The organism is Paraburkholderia megapolitana (assembly GCF_007556815.1).
Taxonomy (GTDB): Bacteria; Pseudomonadota; Gammaproteobacteria; order Burkholderiales; family Burkholderiaceae; genus Paraburkholderia; species Paraburkholderia megapolitana.
In genome coordinates this window covers 1645625-1662571 of sequence record NZ_CP041745.1, presented here as the reverse complement: position 1 = coordinate 1662571, position 16947 = coordinate 1645625, and the positions used below count along the sequence as shown (strand labels likewise).

Here is a 16947-nt window from a genome sequence, read left to right as displayed (position 1 = left end):
GTTCCTAACGTCCCAGGTACGTCGAGCGCGTAAATCGTCGCGCCTGATTGCGAGAAACCCCGCTCAATGGCGGGGTTTCGGGTTGATGTTTCTGTTCAATCGTCTCGACATCCGAATCGACGTCGACACTGATGTCCGGATCAGGTGGTGGATCTGATGCAGGTTCAAGCACCTGCGCACCCGGCAACGCCTCGACCACCGGCACGGCATCGAAGAGCGACACCTGCGACACGCGCTGCTGTTCGAGCAGCCAGTGCGCTTCGAGCATCAGGTGTGTCTTGATACTGCGTGCAGCGTGCAATGCGTACACCTCCGCATCGAGTGCCTCGTTGCGTGCGCCCGCCTTCTTCTGCCAGATCCGTTTGCTGCCGACGCGGCCCGGCACCTTCACCTCGGCGGTGAGCTGCGCGAGATAGTCGGCACGCACGTCTCGATACCAGTGCATGCGTCCGGGGCCATCGCCCGTGAGCTTCAAGCGGTTCTCCAGAATCAGATCCTTGGCTTTGCTGACACCGACAATGAACGGACGCAGACCATACTTCGCAGCCTTGCTGTTGTTCCGCACCGAATCGACGGACGCTTTCGGTACGCTGAAAATCTCGCTCCCCGCATCTGTACCGCCCTTGACCGCCATGATGTGAATGCCACGACGTTGCGCGGCCCGGACGTACTTGTAGACCGCATCGGAAGTCGAGCCGTCCGACGAGTCGATCGATGCTGCCTTGATCCGCAGTGACCAGCCGTTCTCGTGGCGGTACGCCAGCGTCAGCAGCTCCGTCAACGCACCCCACACCCCACCGGCCAGCGGATCCTGTCCCTGCTCCAGCACGTTGCCGTAGATCTCGTCCCACAGGACAAGCCAGCTTTCCTCGCCGCGTCCCCATGCGCGGATGATGACGGCCAGCCGGTCGTGCTGCACGTCGATGCCAATCGTGAGCACCAGCGCCGCAGCCGGCACCGTGAACACCGCGTACGGCAGCGCCCGCTCGGCAAGGATGTCCGTTTCCGGCAGCTCGCTGCGATACCGGTACGGCCGCCCCTGCGAGTTGTTCACGAACGAACGCATCTTCGTGTCGTCACCTGCGCGCAGTGCCTTCTCGGCAGTGAGCCACTTCTTGACCAGCTCGGCAAGGCGCGAACCGGGGAATGGCGACACCAGTTCATTGATGCGAAACCCGGCCGTGCCGTGAAACGCTGCTGTCGCCACCCACCGGCCGTGACGCGCAGCCCGCACACGCACCGCATCGTCCCATGTGCTGCCGCAGTGCGGGCACGCGTACCACGCCGACTCCGGCCGCGCGAGCCCGAACACTTCGTGCGCGGCATCGGCATCTTCGAGCCAGCCGACGTTTTCCCACGCGAGCTCGTGCTCTTCGCTGCAGTCGGGACACGGCACCAGATAGCGGCGCTGGTCCGATGCCTCGTACGCCTGCTGGATCCGTGAGAATCCGTCGATCGTCGGCGTGCCGCCAAAGATCACCTTGCGGCGGCTGTCCGAATAACTCTTGTTGCGCTCCTCCAGCAGCGTGATCGAGTCGCCCTGCTCGCGCACGTTCTGGTTCGCGTCGTCCGGCTCTTCGACCGCGACCACCGGGGCCGGGGTCGACTTCACGTCATCCGGCGCATTCGACGTGATGAACTTCAGAAAGCCGCGCGTGAAGTTCTTGTGATCCCACAGGTTGTTGCGATCGCGTCCCGCGTGAACCGGCACCTTTGCGAGCAGCCGGGGCGTCACCTCGACCATCGGTTCAAACTTTTCGAGGTTGAATTTCTTCGCCGATTTTTCCTTCGCGAACATTAGGATCATCGGGCACGGATCGGTGTCGATCCGGCGGCCGATGTAGTTGAGCAGCACGCCATCGGTCCACGCCACCTGCGCCGACTTCATGCACACCACTTTCTGCACGCGCGGACTGTCGAGCGCCGCATGCATGCCGACCACCCACGGCGTGATGTTCGGGTTGTACCGGCCGGGACTGGCGGATGCCTTCGCGCTCATGCGCCGGTGGCGCTTCGCCCAGTCCGTGGTACTGATCCGCTCAGGCGGACTCAGCAGCCTCGCTATCCGCCGGATCACCGCCCGGACTGTCTGGCTCGTATCCAGCAAGCTGCTCAAGACAACCATTGATATGCTCGTTCAGCAGTTCAACATCGACTTCGACGCCATACAGCGTGCGCAGCTCCTGCACCATCCTGTCGGGCAGTGAGAGCAGTTCGGTCTGGAATGCGCCGACCATCTGGCCGTACGCCTGTTCGAGCTGCTTCGCGTTCACGAGCAGCCCCTTCTTCTCGGCCAGCGTCAGCATCTTGATCTCACGGTCGACCCGCTCGGTCATCGCGCGCTCGGTGACGAGATCGACGCCGCTCTCGCTCGACCGGCCGGCCGCGACTTCGCGCAGGTGGCGGATGTACGCCACACGCACCTCGTCCATCGTGGCGTTGCGATAGTCAATGCAGAGCCGGTCGACCAGGCGCGAAACGGCCGACTGGTCGAGGTCGAGGTAGTGTGCGATTTCGGTCTGGGTTGGCATGAATATGACCCCCCTTGCAACGTCACCAGTAGAGAAAAAACGCGGGTGCGAGCCCCCGTGTCTCCGGGCGCCTGCAGGGTCCCCGGCTGCTCATTTTTCAGGCATGCCAGTCATAAGGCTGGCATTCAGACCATCGCCGCGAGATCGGACGCCCGCAGATCGCATTGATGGCCGTACGCGTAGTCCCGCGCCCGCATGATGCGGTCGAGCGTGCCATCGGCCAGATGACAGCGTGCGGTGATCCCGCCGCGCACATACTCCTCGTCCCACACAGACCAGATCTCGCGCGGATCGTTGTCAGTCACACGTACTCGCATTCTCACGCCCCAATGCAAAAAGCCCTGAGGCTTGCGCACTCAGGGCTTCGAAATTCTTCAGGCGAGCAGCGACCCGGAACAGGCCGCGTCGCTCGGTATTAACCGGAATCAGATTGTGGACCGAAGTTTACCCCGGCATCTTACGATTGTGCAACACCCTCTTTCAGTTTTTCGATGATTTCTTTCATCGACACGTACGCCGGGCGTTGCACGACACTTGATTCGGAGAGCTTTTCATCGATCGCCCGACGTGCGTGTGCCAGCGCGAGATCGAAGATCGAGGTCGGACGTACCCGCAGGCCGAGCTTGCGGCAGATGAACGGCGGCGACGCACGCCACACGTAATGCATCTGCAGCAGCTTGCGATCCATCGGCATGAGACGGCGAATCGTCCGTTCAACGAGTGCAGCGTCTTCGTCGTCCAGCGTCGAGTTCACGGCACGGCCCCGCACCGTCTGAAAGTAGATATTCGCTGTCAGCGAGTCACCACCGCCCGCACCACCGCGTATCGCGCGTGCCCAGTTCTCCAGCCGTTCTTCAAGCGTCATGTCCGTTCGCTCTGGTCTAGTTGTCGTAGTGGTCGAGGTGCTGGCGGCAGTAACCGCGTCGTGATGCACCCGCACCGATAATCGTTGTCGCCGTGTGTGTGCAACGGCACCCGCCCTCGTCAACGTGTGCGCAGCGCCGGTCAACACCGGCGGTCGGTGCGCCAGCTGATGCGCCCGTCGACGCGGCCTGCGTGTCCTGCTTCTTCCTGCCGATTGCATCGTTGCGGCGTCGCCGCAGCTCGTCCCAGTGCTTGCGCAGGCGCTGTGGCGACGTGATGATGTTTCGCCAGAACCCGTCCTCGGTTGCCCACCTGAACAGCACGGCAATGTGATCCGTGTCGCGACCGTCGACCTGCTGCATGGCTTCGACCTCACCGGTCCACGACCGCAGGTCTACCGAGCCGAAGCCTGGATCGAATGAACGCAGTCGCTCGAACATCCACTGCGCCATGGATGCCGGGCTACGCTCCTGACGAACCTCCTCTCTGGCACGCTCCCCACCTGTGCTAACCACCGGTGGTTGATAGAGAGTAGGTGTTAACGTATTTCTGTTTACTGGGTAGTTAGTAGGAACGTGGTTCAGGTAACTTTCGTCATCGGGTCCGTTTTCGGGAACACATTCGCCATCACCGGAACCCGGTTCAGGTGATTCAGCCGGATTACCCGAACGTGGTTCAGGTGATACATCGAAGTTACCGGAACGTGGTGCAGGTAATGCGAAGTTACCTGAACGACGTTCCGGTAACTTCGCATTCCGGGACGCCAGTTCACGGGTACTGTCCGACCCGGCCAGTTCGAAGTCGATCGCGTCCCGCAGGGTGCGTGCGACGTCCTCCGGCAACGTCAGGCGGTAGTGGCCGTGCGCCCACCTGCGGTCCTTCTGGCGGGACTTCCAGCGCGTCACCCACCCTGCCTCTTCGGCAATCGCGAGGTGCTTGCTCACCGCACGCTCCGAGAGCGTGGCGTCGTCCGCCAGACGCTCGATCGAGGGCCAGCAGTTGTCGTCGGCCGCGTTCGCGTAATCGGCCAGCGTGTACAGCACCAGCTTCGTGGTGCTCGTCAGCGTGCTCTGGCGCATCGCACGGCGCCAGGTAAAGGATGTGTGGATGGCTGTCATGCGCTGTGTCTAGACCGGTCCCGGTGCAGGATCGGCAAAGTTTTCGAATCGGGTGAGTTCGTTGCGGAAGGCAAGGCGCACCGTCGTGAGCGGACCGTTACGCTGCTTCGCGATGATGACTTCGGCGCAGCCGCGGTCCTGGCTGTCCGGGTGATAGACCTCGTCGCGGTAGATGAAATAGATCACGTCCGCGTCCTGTTCGATCGAGCCGGACTCGCGGATATCGGACATCACAGGCCGCTTGTTCGGGCGCTGCTCGACCGCGCGATTCAGTTGGGAGAGCGCCAGGATGGGTACGTTGAATTCCTTTGCGGCCTTCTTCAGTTCGCGCGAGATGTGCGAAAGCTCGAACGTCCGGTTTTCTCCGCTACTCTCGCCCGACATCAGCTGCAGGTAATCCACAACGATCAGGCCGAGCGGCCGGCCGAGCTGACGCTGCAGGCGCCGCACCTTGGCCTTGAACTGCAGCGGCGTCATGTTCGAGTCTTCGATCGTATAGAGTGGCGCGCCGACGAGCGTCTGCGTGCCGTGCGTGATCCGGCTCCAGTCGTCGTCACGCAGGTTGGCGGTACGCAGTTTGTGCTGGTTAATCCGGGCCGTTCCGGCAAGCATGCGCTGGGCAAGCTGCTCGGCGGGCATTTCGAGGGAGACCACCGCGACGGGCAGGCCGAGTACGACCGCGACGTGTTCGGCGATGTTCATCGCCAGCGAGGTCTTGCCCATCGACGGCCTGCCACCCACGATGATGAGTTCACCACCGTGCATGCCGTCTGTCATGCGATCGAGATCCACGAAACCTGTGGCGGTTCCGCCGAGGTGCTGCCCCGGCCCCGCCTGGAAGCGCTGGTCAATCTTCTCGATCACGCGTGTGAGCGCAGCGTCGAGCGGCTGGAATTCCTGTTCAGATGACTGTTTCGCGTCCGAGATCGCGAGCAGACTGGCCTGCGCGGCGTCGAGCAGCTCATGCGGCGTTCGACCATTCGGGGTGAGCACCGTGTCGCGGATCTGTGAAGACACACGCAGCATCCTGCGGGCAATCGAACGATTCTGGACGATCTCGGCGTAGTACCGGACATTCTTCGTACCGGGCGTGTTGGCCGCCAATTCGTTCAGCAGCACAAGCGGGCGTTCGATCTTCGAGCCGGTCGACTGCAGGCGCTCGAAAACGGTGACGGGGTCGGCCGCACTGCCACGCACGATGAGGTCACGGATGGCCCTGAAAATGACGGCGTACTCGCCAACCGTGAAGTCAGCGTCCGAGACCTTGCCCGATATTTCTTCGAGTACCCCGTTGTCCAGCAACAGTGCACCTAGAACGCACTGTTCCGCGTCTGGCGCCGATGTTTGCGCGTGCGTATCCGACGGGCCGACTGCAGGCTCGTATGCACCCATGATGTAAGTCTCCGGAAAAGTAATTGATTCCCGCGCCACGGCGGGACGGGTTTATCGACGTCGACGTGCGGCAAGATCGCGCGCGGTGTGCATCAGCCGCTGGAACAGGCGCTGCCCCTTGCGCCCGGTCGCAATGATCTGTTCGGCTTCGCGTTCATCGATCCGGGCATCTTCAATCGCACGCTGGACTTCCCCCGCGACATGCCCGACATGCGCCTGCAGGTGGAGAGCCGTGGAGACGAGCTGCGTAAGTTCGATGACGGCCTGTTCGCCGTCGCCCTGGTCCTCGATGGCTTCGGCCACCAGCCCGAAACGCGCATTGAGCGCATGCAGGGCATCGAGTGCATGGGAATCACTGTCACGCTTCTCCTGCATCCACTCGATCAGCAGCTCGAACATCTCCATCGAGAGACGGTTGTCGCCTTCTCCGCGAAGACGCAGACGCAACGATTCGGTCGTGATCCCCCTGCCGCGACGCAACGTCAGAAAATTCGCCGCGTCCGCCACGCCCCCCGGCGTATTGCGCACCGACGTGTAAAGCACGTCGAGCCACTCGGTCCCGCTATATCTGCACGTCATTGCAACCCCGATTCTTTGGATTGGGTGTGTTTCATTGTGTTTACCGTGGTCCGGTCGCCGTACGATGCAAACCTTCCCCGATCATCGACAGACAACATGTTCAGGAAAACGTCAGTGCACAGCGTGAGCGCGAACGGCCGTCGCCGGTCGATCCGCGTGGGCCGCGAAGTAGTCGAACAATGTTTGAACCGTAGAGACGCGGGGATCGCAGACGATCCGGCAGGCGATCTTGGTCAGGGTCTGGTACGGCACCCCGCTTTCTCTGGCAATGTCTGGCCATGCGCCTTTTGCCTGATCCAGACGGCGCAGGACGGTCGCAAGCATTGGTTCCTGGTTTATCCCCACCGGACTACCTCACGAGTCAATTTGTATCGCGATAATATCCCTTAGGGGATATTTCTGCAACCGGAAACCCGCCCCATTTATCCCGCAGGGGAATTTCATTTTGGGCAATATTTCGCGTATGAACAGGAAGCCCCTCCGCGAGGTCCTCGCCGCGAATGTCCGCCGCTACATGAGCATCGTGCCCACCGTCGACACGCAGGCGAAGCTCGCGAAGCGGGCCGGGATTTCACAAAGCTCCGTGGCCCGGGTCGTCGCAGGCAACGTGGACACACAGATCGGCATCGTCGAGTCACTCGCCGATGCCATCGGCGTGAGCGCGGCCGAATTACTCGAAGACGAGGCAAACGCCAAAGGGGCTTTGCAATACGACCGCTCGCGCTTTGCGGCATTGCCTGAGACAGAACAGGCCAAAATCAAAAGCTATATCGACTTCGTACTCAGCCAGGCCGGCAACACGAAGATCGAGGCTGACGGATCTCTCACCGTCTCAAAAGAGGTCACCCCTGGAGCGCAGCAACGACTGCGGGCCGGGCGGGCCGCTCAACGACCATTATCAGACCAATCGTTGAGTATTGATGACACAGATAACACGCATAACAACACGACCAGAAAACGAGGACCGAGGAAACGGAGCGGGTAACGTCTACCCTTTCTCCCCTTACGAAAGCAGCGCGACCACCACCCGGCACAAGGCCATCCGGGAGTACCTCTTCAATCTGACGGCACAGCATGATCGCAACCCTGCGATTGCTGCCGCCACCGTTCTGCTACGCGCGGACGGACAGGTCAGCGTAACCGCGAAAGGCATTGATCCGGAAGTCGCCGCACAGATCGCCGACGAGCTCGACGGGCTGTCGGACATCATCCGGGCGCACGCCATTCGCCCACGACGCGCAGGCTCGTTCCAGCAGGGTTTCATCCGCCTGCTTCCGGCAACGTCTATCTGCTTTCTGGCCGCAACGTACATCAACACGATTGCGTGGCTCGACGTCGCACTGATGCTCTGCAGCCAGCTGCTTGTCGGCACACTTCTGGCCCGAACAAGGCTTCCGTAAAAATCCCGAACAGGTTAATGCTCGCCCCGGACCCGGTGCGTCAGCCGGATCCGGGGAACATTTCCGCAAAAAGATATCCCTAAGAGGATTGACAGTAAAATATCCCTTGCGGGATACTTCGGTGCGGACGCGACCTGTGCGTCCCTTGATCCGGAGATCCGCATGAAAAGCACCGACAGCATTGATTGGAACGGCGAGGCGCGCAGGACGTGGCTGCGTATCGAGCAGGGGCTGGCCGTCGAGCCGCCAGACGGTCACACCGTCGTGCGCCAAAGTGACTTTGAAAAATCGAAGGTCTGGCGTGCCGTATTTATCGCTGCGGCGATCGCGGTGGGCGTTTCGTTGTTTCAGCCCCAACCCGCCGACCTGACCCTGACAAATGTCGGCGGCATTGAACGCATCGCTGCGGGGGTGCAACATGCCTAGGACAAGCCCCCGGGCAATCGCCGAGCCGATCGTCACCGGTAACACCAAGGCCGCAGTGAAAGCAGCCGGCGGTGGATCTTCCGATCTGTGGACGGTTCCGCCCCAAAGCATCCGCTTCGATCCGCGCGACAATGTGCGTCCTCTCGACCCGGCCCGTGTTCGCCACGTCGCGGACCTGATCAAGGCGAATGGTTACGACCGCAAGAAGCCGTTGGGTTGTTTCGTGCGCAAGGTCGAAGGCGACGATCTGATCTTCGTGTATGAAGGTCAGCATCGGTATCACGGCGCATTGCTCGCGATAAAGGAGGGTACGAAGATCGATCGCCTGCCCATCGTCATTGACGAAGCGAAGTCTGTCACGCGAGCGAACCTGATCTACGCCGGCATTACAAACAACGACAGCGACAAGCTGACACCGCTGCAGCTGGCCGAAAAAGTCGTCGAGTTGCTGGCGCTCGGCGAAGAGAACACGACAATCTGCAAGCGCCTGAATATCACGGAACAGACGATCCGCGATGTGTTGCTGCTCGTGAATGCACCGGCTGGGCTCCACAAGCTTGTCCGCGACAAGGTTGTGTCGTCGACGCTCGCGATCGAGGAAATCCGCGCACACGGCACCGAGAAAGCGATGGAACGGTTGACCACGGCCGCGTCAAATGCGAAAGCATCGGGCAAGGCGAAGGTCACGAAGAAGACCCTCGCCAAGCAGGTCGCCGCGAAGAAGATCACTGAGCCGCACGCAAAGCAACTTTTGCAGGCCCTGCAGGCTGTGCTTCACGATTCGGTGTTCGGCAAACTATCACCACAAACGATCGCCAGCGTGCATGCCGCATTGACCCCTCACGTGGGACTGCTTGATCTACCAAAAAGACGAGTACGCGAAAGACCGGCACGGGATATCAAATGAATACTGTTTTCCTCTTGATGGCACAGTTCGGTGCGCGCGCTGTCATTCCGATTGACGAAGTGTGCTGCTCGTACTTCTCGCACCTCGAAGTGGATAAGCTGCTCCGCAAGATCACCTACGGAGAGATCAAGCTACCCCTCGTTCGGATCGAATCATCGCAAAAGAGTGCGAAGGGCGTGTACGTGCAGGATCTGGCGAACTACATCGACGAGCGACGCGCAGCGGCAACGAAAGAATGCGCTCAGCTCACCGGTACAGCATGATTCTGTAACGGCGCTATCACTTCCAGCCAGTTCCAGTCTTTGTACTTGTCTCCCACCTTACGCACATGCGTATACCGCTTCAAAGTATTCCAGCTACGGTGGCCGCTTACAGCAGCCACCCGCTGAATCGTCCATCCCATTTCTGACAATCGACTCGCGCCCTCATGGCGCAGGTCGTTCAGATGCAAGTCTTCGATCCCCAGCACCTGTACGGTATTTGTGAATGCAGTGCTCGCGGTAAGTGGCCGGTACGGGAAAATCAGGTCACCCAATCGTGGCTGCGCCAAGGCGATCCGTAACGCCTCTGGTGTCAGGTCCACCCACGTGTCGTTCCCCATCTTCGTGTTCGGATGCTTCAGGTCGCGCACCATAACGCGACTCCCCTCCTCATCCAAGTCATCCCAACGAAGCCGACAGATCTCACTGATCCGACGCAGCGAATAAATCGTGAAGGCCGCGAGTTCTTGCATCGGAATACTGCCGGGAACACCCTCTCTGATCCTGCCGAACGCAACCATCAAGCGGTCCATTTCATCCAAAGTCGGCCGCCGCTCGCGATGCTTTGAACGCCCAACCAACCCCATCCGAGTCAGCGCAATCCGCGCGTCACTAACTACGGACGCATCCACGGGGTAGCCCCATGCCGGCCGTGCGACGGTAATTACGCTGGACAAGTGCGCGAGATAGTGCCCCCGCGTCGACGGCGCAACGTCCACTGTGCGCATGAATCCAACAATGTCCGAGCTTTTAAGCTCCGCTGCCGTTATCTCGCCGAGGGTCGAACCGCTTATCTGTTTGAGGATCATTTTCTTCGTACGATCAAGCGGCTTGCCCAGTTCCTCAACGTACTGCCCGATCATCTCTTTGACTGGCGGATTCTCTTGCAGCGCTGCTCTCAACCCATCGGCATGTGATAACGCAGCCTCCCGCTGTTTGATCCAGATCTGGGCAGCCTGTCGGCGCTCGAACGTCTTGGTCTCTTGATGCAGCACCTTGTTGCCTTTCCGTACGCGGACCTGCGCCTTGTACGAGGTACTTCCATCTTTGTTCTCTCTTGGTGTAATTGTGCCCACTCTTGCCCCGTTGTTCTGTGTTGAGGTGCCACGGAAAAATGGCACCTATTTTGGAGCCTTGGCACCGCAAAAACAAGGGGGAAAGTGAGGATAACCGGGTGAACAAGAGGCGCATAGATTGGCCCGAAACTCCCGCCTGACGGGCATCTCACGGCCAGATAAGGACTACACAGAAAAGCGCACCGGCAACGCCGTCGAATACTTGATCTGCTCCATAGCAAAACTAGAACTGACGTCATAAAGCGGCACCGCACGAATGAGCAGCTTATAAACCCGATCGTAGTCGTCGATATCCGACACCACGACGCGCAGCAGATAATCCGTCTCGCCGCTCATCCGGTACACCTCCACCACCTCCGGAATATCCTGCACGGCCTGCGTGAACGTACGCGCCCATTCCTCCGTGTGCTGGTTCGTCCGCACCGCGACGAACACCGTCGTTCCCACTCCGAGCTTACGCGGATCGCATAACGCGACCTGCGCCCGAATCACGCCCATCTCCTTCAGACGCTGCACCCGTTTCCAGCATGGCGTCTGCGACAGGTTCACGCGTTGCGCGAGTTCCGCGACCGGCATCGTCGCATCTTCCTGCAGCAGTTCCAGCAGCTTGCGGTCGATGATATCCATTCCCATGAGTGCACCAATATAGAAAATTATTCTACTTATCCCGTTTTTAGAGGAATTATAAGGAACCTCTTTCTCCGTACAAGTCGGTATAAATAGCAGTGTCCAACAACTGATCAAATATATCGCGGAAGTTTTGATGAATCACACTACCCGCCCGCCATCTATCGCGGCTCCGGCCGTCGCCCGCCTCGCCCGCGCACTCGATGCAGCGTTAGCCGTGTGTACCAGCCCCGGCGATCCGGCGCGCTGCGCAACCTTCGCCACCCGCATGCGCGCAGCACTTGCCGAGGCCGCCGCGAGCCCGACACTGCTGTCGCCGGCACAACGCGAAGGCAGCCCCAATGGATACCGCCGTCATCTGCTCGCCGCCGATCCGCTCGGCCGTTATGCAATCGCCGCGCTCGTCTGGCAGCCGGATCAGGCGAGCCCGGTGCACGCGCATCATACGTGGTGTGGGTATGCGGTCGTCGAAGGTGAACTGACCGAAAGTGTCTATAGATGGGATGTTGACGCGCAGCGCGCAGTCGAAGCGCGTACGCAGTCGCGCAGACGCGGCGCCGTTTCGTTCACCCGTGCAGGCCATGGTGGCATTCACAGGCTCGGCAATCTTGCAGTTCGAGGCGTGACTGCCGGCCATACGGCCGTTTCGCTGCATCTCTATGGCGTAGCGGGCGCCCAGGTCGCTACGCACGTCAATGACATCGTCCGGGTCGACGATTCACATGCGACTCCAACAACTGCCGTGCCGCAATTCATAACGGCCTGAACCGGCGCTTCGACTAGCGAAGGCGCGTCGGCCATCCGACTCTAACCAACACGTCGTCAGGTGCGTTCAGGGCGAACTCGTACATGCCCCAAGGCTCGTCGCGCGGATCGCCGTCTCCGAGGATTTCGTCACGAAACACAGCGGCGAGTTCGTCGACATCTTCGCGGTAGAGGTATAGCCCGAACGGATTGCGTCCCGGCACGAGCCATCCTTCGACAGCCGGATTAAGATGGATTTGCCCACCGAAGCCGTCGACGAGCATGCGGTAGTCGTCGGAACTGCCCTTCTCGCGCCTGAACCCTAGCCGCGCGAAAAACGCCTCGGTGCGATCAAGATCATTGCAGGGCAGTATGGCGGTCAGGCTCGGCTGCATGTCGGCAATCTCGCGTGAAGACCTGGGAACCCCTCGGCATAAAGCAAAGGGAACGAGAACGGAATAGGGTCGCGCGGTGCAAGTCTACCAGCGGGATCAGCAGTATCGACCAGCCCTATGTTCACGATGATGTGAACGTTCAATTGTTCGATGGCGCCCGCATGGCCGCCATCGACGTTCACAGTAGTCCAGCCAACGCGCAAGACTTAATAAGCCACCGTAGCAATCTGACGAATAAACCGCCCCTGCTCCAGTTCATCGACAAACGCAGCCGCGTAATCTTCCGCGGAAATTTTGCTGTCACCGTTCGCATCGACGATCAGCGTCCCCGCCCCCGTGCGATACGTACCAGTGCGCTCGCCCGGAGCAATCACCGCGGCCGGCGAAAAGAACGTCCAGTCGAGATCGGTCGCGCCGCGATAGACACCGAGCGCATCGCGATGCGCAAGCGCCACCGCCTTGTACACCTCCGGAAAGCCGTCGCTATCGACCAGTTGCTTGCCCGGCGCCACTTCGAGCGACCCCGCGCCGCCCACCACCGCGAGCCGCTTAACGCCCGCCGCACGCACGCCTTCGATCAGCGCGCGAGTCGCCACGACCAGTGTCGCCGCGTCGCCGTGCGGGGGCGAATAGGCGCTTGCCACGACATCGTGACCGCGCGCCGCCGCCGTCACGCTCGCGGCGTCGAGCACATCCGCCTTTGCAGCATGCAGGTTCGCCACACCGTTCGGCACGCGCTCCGGATTGCGCGCCAGCGCCGTAACCGTATGACCACGTCGCGCCGCTTCAAGCGCGATCCGCGAACCGATCATGCCCGTGGCGCCGAACAGCGCAATCTTCAGTGCTTTACTCATCGTCGATACTCCTTCAAAACCGGTTATGTGTAACTACATCGATTACATATGAAACGAAAAAAAGCGGGGCTTCGCCCCGTCGTCCTCCTTCGCTGTCAGACCTCGTGCGCAGCTTTCGCTGCATCATCGATCGGCTCGCCGCCTGCGCTCGCGCGAGCGTTCCGCCCGAACCAGGTCGGCCGTCGCATCCGCAAGCGTACGTGCCGCAAGTGCCATTTCCATCGCCTGTTGCGCGTCGTCAATGATGCCCGTCAGCACGCTCTGAATGTGACGCCCGACCATGCAGTCCGGATTCGGCGCTTCGCGGTGCAACGCGAACAGTTGCACGTCGTCGACGGCGCGATAGACCTCGAGCAGCGAAATGTCTTCGGGCGCGCGCGCCAGCAGCGCCCCACCGCCCGCTCCGAGCTGCGACGTGGTGAGCCCCGCGTCTGCAAGCATCGTCAACAGACGGCGGATCAGCGCCGCATTCGTATTGACGCTTCCCGCAATCATCTCCGACGACAGCGGTACGTCATCCTGCAACGACAGCAGCGCCAGTATGTGAACTGCAAAAGCAAACCGGCTACTCGTATTCACAGCGAACCAGCCCGACGACAATGTGTAACCATCATAAGTACATTTATGTGCTCTGTCAAAAACGTGCAATCAAGCTGCGCTGAAGGACTACTTGTCCATCTGCTTCTGCGCATCGCTGGCATCGCTTGCCGACGTCGAAGAAGCCGCTGACTGGCTCGACCATTCCTGCAACCTGCGCCCCGCCGTTTGGAGGCCCGCGCCGGTCAAACCCGCCGCTCGACCGAGCGCGCCCTGAGCCATACTCGCCGCGCTCTGCAAGTTGGCCTGCGCGCCGGACGCGAGTATGGACGAATCGAAGGTGATCGACGGCTTCGATGCGGCGTCGAGGCTTTGCTGCGCACTGGCACGTGCAGTATCGACCTGCTGACCGACATAGCTCGCTGCCTGATCGAGTTTCTGTCCGGCCTGTTGTGCGACGTCGTTCAGTTTGGCCTGAGCGGACGCATCGTTTTTTTCGCACGCGGTCAGCGTCATGAGCAGCACAACAGCGGAAGCGGTACAACGGAACAGGGAACGACGGGCATTCGGGATCATTGCGAGAGGGAGCCGCTGCGAGCGGCTTTAGACACGGAAACGCAGCCATCATACGCCCGCGCGTTCGGGGGCCTCGATTCGGAGCAACCGGGGCCGTCCGGGGCGGCCAAGCACGACCTGCAAATGCGGGTAAAAGCCACACACGGTCATGCGGCCCACCGTCGCCGTACTGTCAAACTCGCAGGAGTAGACTGCCTCCAGGTTCGACGAATTTCCTCTTCAACCGGAGGCATGCGATGGCAGCGAAGAAGATTCTGTTCCTGACCGGCGATTTCGCCGAGGATTACGAAACGATGGTGCCGTTCCAGGCACTACAGGCAGTGGGCCACATCGTCGACGCAGTCTGTCCCGGCAAACATGCCGGCGAGCGCATCAAGACGGCAATCCACGACTTCGAGGGCGATCAGACCTACACGGAAAAGCCCGGACACCAGTTCACGCTCAACGCAACGTTCGACGACGTCGACCCGACGCAGTACGACGCACTCGCGATTGCCGGCGGCCGCGCACCGGAATATCTGCGGCTGAACCAGAACGTGCTCGATATCGTGCGGCAGTTTGCCGAAGCGAAAAAACCGATCGCGGCGGTCTGTCATGCGGCACAGTTGCTGGCCGCCGCCGATGTAATTCGCGGTCGCCGCATTTCCGCGTACCCGGCATGTGCTCCGGAGGTGAAGCTCGCGGGCGGCGACTACGCCGATATCCCCGTCGATGCAGCGATCACCGACGCGAACTTCGTCACCGCGCCCGCGTGGCCTGCGCATCCGGAATGGCTGCGGCAGTTCCTCGTGCTATTGGGTACGCGCATCGAGCTTTAAGGCAGCGAGGCGCGAAGGCGGTTCAGCGGGTGCTGAACCGCAACTCCTGCTCTTCGGCGTAGGACAGCGCGGCCGTTTCGCGCGCAAGCCTGCCGGCCGCTTCCGGCAACGACAGATAAAACGTCGTACCGGCCCCTTCCGACGATTCCGCCCACACCCGGCCGCCGTGCCGCTCGACTACGCGGCGCACCAGCGCGAGGCCAATGCCCTCGCCTGTCGCGACATTCACATGCAGCCGCTGAAACGCGTTGAAAAGCCGCGGCAGCGCGACCTCTGGAATACCGAGGCCGTTGTCCCTCACATAGAAGATGCGCAACGAATGCACCCCCGGCGGCGCCGGTGTCGTGCCGATCTCGACGAGACCTTCGCGCGACGGGTCGAGATAGTTGATCGCGTTGCCGATCAGATTCGCGAACACCTGCTCGAGCGCGGTCGGGTCCCCCCACACAGGCGGCAAATCATGCACGACGACATTCGCGCGCCGCGCCCTAATAGACACCTGCATTGCATCGACCACACGCTGCACGAGATCGCCGAGGTATACCTGTTGCTGCCGATACTCGACCCGGCCGACGCGCGACAGGCGCAGCAACGCATCGATGATGTGCGACGCGCGCAGCACCGCAGTCTGCAGATAATGCAGTGCTTCGCCGATATCGTCTTCGATCAGCCGTTCGATGCGCTGACGGTCCGCGGAAACCAGCGACGACTGGCGGATCGCAGTACGCAAATCCTCGCACGCGTGAATCAGCTCTTTCGAAAAACCCTGCAGATTAACGAGCGGCGCACGCAGATCGTGCGACACGCTGTAGATAAACATCTCGTTTTCCTGCGTCTGCTGACGCAGCGTTTCATTGATGCGCGCGAGTTCGTCGGCACGGCGCGCGAGGTCGGACTGGAAACGCGCCTGCAGGCGTTCTGCTTCGAGCAGACGCCGGCTCGTGTCGTGCAAGGTCAGATCGAGGTTAGCGATTTCGTCGCTGCCAGGCGCGGCCGGCGCCAGCGGTTCGCTGCCGGCGAGCCGCCCCGCGTTCGCGGACAGCAAAACAAGCCGGCCGCTGACGCCGCGCGTGAAGAGCCAGATAGCCAGCGCGACGAACAGGATCGAACCGATGACGGCGGTGACGATCAACGTCTGCTGCTGCGCATGGGCTTCTTCGGCAGCCGACGCGCGCAGCGAGTCGAGCCGGCGTTCCTCGCCCTGGAACGCCGAGACCTGGCCGCGAAAGCGGTCGAGCACATCGGTGGTGGCCTGCTCGCGGAAACGCTCGAGTACATCCTGGCGACGCCCCGACTGCATCAGATCCTGCACGCGGTCGGACCACTGGCGATACGCCTGCACCGCCTGGCGAATCTGCCCCGCGCGTTCGACCTGGGTCGGATTGTCGGCAACGAGTTCGACGAGCTGGTCGATCCGGCGATCGATGTCCATCCACAGCACGATCGGCGTCGAAATGTTCGCGTCGCCGCCGATCACCGCGCCGCGCAGCCGCAGCGACTCGAGTAGCACCGGCTCCAGAATCGACGTGGTCTGGCGCAGCACTTCCTGACTGTGCGTCGCCCAGCGTTCGGCCTCTTCGGCGTCGGCCTGCGCCTTCACGAGCCCGGACAGCAACGCCAGTTCGAACACAGCAGGAATCGCGATCAGCAACAGCCCTTTGGTCGTCAGTCTCATGCGCGCGAGGAAAGTCGTGGGTCCCGGCGTGCGGCGCACGCGGGACGGCACATTATGTCGACGTTTTCGCCGGATGACAAAGCCGCGCGAGGCACCTGCCCACCGTCCGGCGCGCAGCTCGTGCGTGCTGCATATTTTTGTATGCGGGGCGCGCCCCGTGGCCCGCAT

General features: G+C 61.3%; 21 protein-coding genes and 1 pseudogene. 7 read left to right on the top strand and 15 right to left on the bottom strand.

Annotated elements, in window-relative coordinates; translation table 11 throughout:
• Positions 1-4: 4 nt before the first annotated feature.
• From FNZ07_RS20905 to FNZ07_RS20870, 8 genes and pseudogenes are all read right to left on the bottom strand, one after another.
• Positions 5-2035 (bottom strand): phage terminase large subunit family protein, encoded by a 2031-nt coding sequence (locus FNZ07_RS20905; protein ID WP_407670712.1) that lies wholly within the window; start codon positions 2033-2035, stop codon positions 5-7.
• Positions 1965-2531: pseudogene (locus FNZ07_RS20900) on the bottom strand (MarR family transcriptional regulator); the annotation flags it as partial. The gene FNZ07_RS20905 and the pseudogene FNZ07_RS20900, both read right to left, overlap by 71 nt.
• Before the next feature lie 125 nt (positions 2532-2656).
• A complete protein-coding gene (locus tag FNZ07_RS20895) occupies positions 2657-2836 on the bottom strand; it encodes a hypothetical protein (RefSeq protein WP_091018790.1) in 180 nt (59 codons plus the stop codon).
• Between the two features lie 152 nt (positions 2837-2988).
• Positions 2989-3396 carry a hypothetical protein gene (locus FNZ07_RS20890; protein ID WP_091018792.1) on the bottom strand — a complete coding sequence of 136 codons (408 nt, stop codon included), beginning with the start codon at positions 3394-3396 and terminating at the stop codon, positions 2989-2991.
• Positions 3397-3412: 16 nt separating this feature from the next.
• Positions 3413-4513, bottom strand: a complete 1101-nt coding sequence (locus FNZ07_RS20885) for a helix-turn-helix domain-containing protein (RefSeq protein WP_211367985.1) — start codon at positions 4511-4513, stop codon at positions 3413-3415.
• A 9-nt stretch (positions 4514-4522) separates the two neighbouring features.
• Positions 4523-5905 (bottom strand): replicative DNA helicase, encoded by a 1383-nt coding sequence (dnaB, locus tag FNZ07_RS20880; protein WP_091018796.1) that lies wholly within the window; start codon positions 5903-5905, stop codon positions 4523-4525.
• 51 nt (positions 5906-5956) lie between these two features.
• Positions 5957-6484, bottom strand: coding sequence for a phage regulatory CII family protein (locus FNZ07_RS20875; protein ID WP_091018798.1), 528 nt, complete (start codon positions 6482-6484; stop codon positions 5957-5959).
• A 111-nt stretch (positions 6485-6595) separates the two neighbouring features.
• Positions 6596-6808: a hypothetical protein gene (locus tag FNZ07_RS20870; protein ID WP_245811719.1), complete on the bottom strand. Its 213-nt coding sequence runs from the start codon at positions 6806-6808 to the stop codon at positions 6596-6598.
• A 190-nt stretch (positions 6809-6998) separates the two neighbouring features.
• Between FNZ07_RS20870 and FNZ07_RS20865 the strand changes: the two genes are divergently transcribed.
• The 5 genes from FNZ07_RS20865 (at position 6999) to FNZ07_RS20845 (ending at position 9480) form a co-directional block, all read left to right on the top strand.
• A complete protein-coding gene (locus FNZ07_RS20865; RefSeq protein WP_249040680.1) occupies positions 6999-7469 on the top strand; it encodes a helix-turn-helix domain-containing protein in 471 nt (156 codons plus the stop codon).
• The gene (locus FNZ07_RS20860; protein WP_091018805.1) at positions 7405-7884 is read left to right on the top strand and encodes a hypothetical protein; all 480 of its coding nucleotides are present in this window, start codon (positions 7405-7407) and stop codon (positions 7882-7884) included. The genes FNZ07_RS20865 and FNZ07_RS20860 overlap by 65 nt, the downstream gene beginning before the upstream one ends.
• 162 nt (positions 7885-8046) lie before the next feature.
• The gene (locus tag FNZ07_RS20855) at positions 8047-8310 is read left to right on the top strand and encodes a hypothetical protein (RefSeq protein ID WP_091018808.1); all 264 of its coding nucleotides are present in this window, start codon (positions 8047-8049) and stop codon (positions 8308-8310) included.
• The gene (locus FNZ07_RS20850) at positions 8303-9217 is read left to right on the top strand and encodes a chromosome partitioning protein ParB (RefSeq protein WP_245811720.1); all 915 of its coding nucleotides are present in this window, start codon (positions 8303-8305) and stop codon (positions 9215-9217) included. The genes FNZ07_RS20855 and FNZ07_RS20850 overlap by 8 nt, the downstream gene beginning before the upstream one ends.
• The gene (locus tag FNZ07_RS20845; RefSeq protein WP_091018810.1) at positions 9214-9480 is read left to right on the top strand and encodes a pyocin activator PrtN family protein; all 267 of its coding nucleotides are present in this window, start codon (positions 9214-9216) and stop codon (positions 9478-9480) included. The genes FNZ07_RS20850 and FNZ07_RS20845 overlap by 4 nt, the downstream gene beginning before the upstream one ends.
• Here FNZ07_RS20845 and FNZ07_RS20840 read toward each other — a convergent pair.
• Together FNZ07_RS20840 and FNZ07_RS20835 are read right to left on the bottom strand one after the other, a co-directional pair.
• Positions 9459-10553 carry a tyrosine-type recombinase/integrase gene (locus FNZ07_RS20840; protein WP_143098163.1) on the bottom strand — a complete coding sequence of 365 codons (1095 nt, stop codon included), beginning with the start codon at positions 10551-10553 and terminating at the stop codon, positions 9459-9461. The two genes, FNZ07_RS20845 and FNZ07_RS20840, sit on opposite strands and share 22 nt — an antisense overlap.
• A gap of 165 nt (positions 10554-10718) precedes the next feature.
• The gene (locus FNZ07_RS20835; RefSeq protein ID WP_091018815.1) at positions 10719-11186 is read right to left on the bottom strand and encodes an Lrp/AsnC family transcriptional regulator; all 468 of its coding nucleotides are present in this window, start codon (positions 11184-11186) and stop codon (positions 10719-10721) included.
• Between the two features lie 130 nt (positions 11187-11316).
• On the opposite strand from FNZ07_RS20835, the gene FNZ07_RS20830 reads away from it, so the two are divergent.
• Entirely contained in the window at positions 11317-11946 is a 630-nt protein-coding gene (locus FNZ07_RS20830; RefSeq protein WP_091018818.1) for a cysteine dioxygenase family protein, read from the top strand.
• Positions 11947-11959: 13 nt separating this feature from the next.
• Here the strand turns inward: FNZ07_RS20830 and FNZ07_RS20825 are convergent, their stop codons facing one another.
• The 4 genes from FNZ07_RS20825 to FNZ07_RS20810 all read right to left on the bottom strand — a co-directional run bounded on the left by FNZ07_RS20825 (position 11960) and on the right by FNZ07_RS20810 (position 14286).
• Entirely contained in the window at positions 11960-12319 is a 360-nt protein-coding gene (locus FNZ07_RS20825) for a VOC family protein (protein WP_091018820.1), read from the bottom strand.
• A 206-nt stretch (positions 12320-12525) separates the two neighbouring features.
• On the bottom strand, positions 12526-13173 hold the full coding sequence (locus FNZ07_RS20820; protein ID WP_091018821.1) for an NAD(P)-dependent oxidoreductase: 648 nt from the start codon (positions 13171-13173) through the stop codon (positions 12526-12528).
• Between the two features lie 123 nt (positions 13174-13296).
• Positions 13297-13752, bottom strand: coding sequence for an Rrf2 family transcriptional regulator (locus FNZ07_RS20815; protein ID WP_091019165.1), 456 nt, complete (start codon positions 13750-13752; stop codon positions 13297-13299).
• Between the two features lie 87 nt (positions 13753-13839).
• Positions 13840-14286 (bottom strand): hypothetical protein, encoded by a 447-nt coding sequence (locus FNZ07_RS20810; RefSeq protein ID WP_407670710.1) that lies wholly within the window; start codon positions 14284-14286, stop codon positions 13840-13842.
• 236 nt (positions 14287-14522) lie between these two features.
• Here FNZ07_RS20810 and FNZ07_RS20805 point away from each other — a divergent pair, with 236 nt between their 5' ends.
• On the top strand, positions 14523-15104 hold the full coding sequence (locus FNZ07_RS20805; RefSeq protein WP_091018825.1) for a DJ-1/PfpI family protein: 582 nt from the start codon (positions 14523-14525) through the stop codon (positions 15102-15104).
• 22 nt (positions 15105-15126) lie between these two features.
• Here FNZ07_RS20805 and FNZ07_RS20800 read toward each other — a convergent pair whose 3' ends face one another.
• Positions 15127-16779 (bottom strand): sensor histidine kinase, encoded by a 1653-nt coding sequence (locus tag FNZ07_RS20800; protein ID WP_091018827.1) that lies wholly within the window; start codon positions 16777-16779, stop codon positions 15127-15129.
• Between the last annotated feature and the right edge of the window lie 168 nt (positions 16780-16947).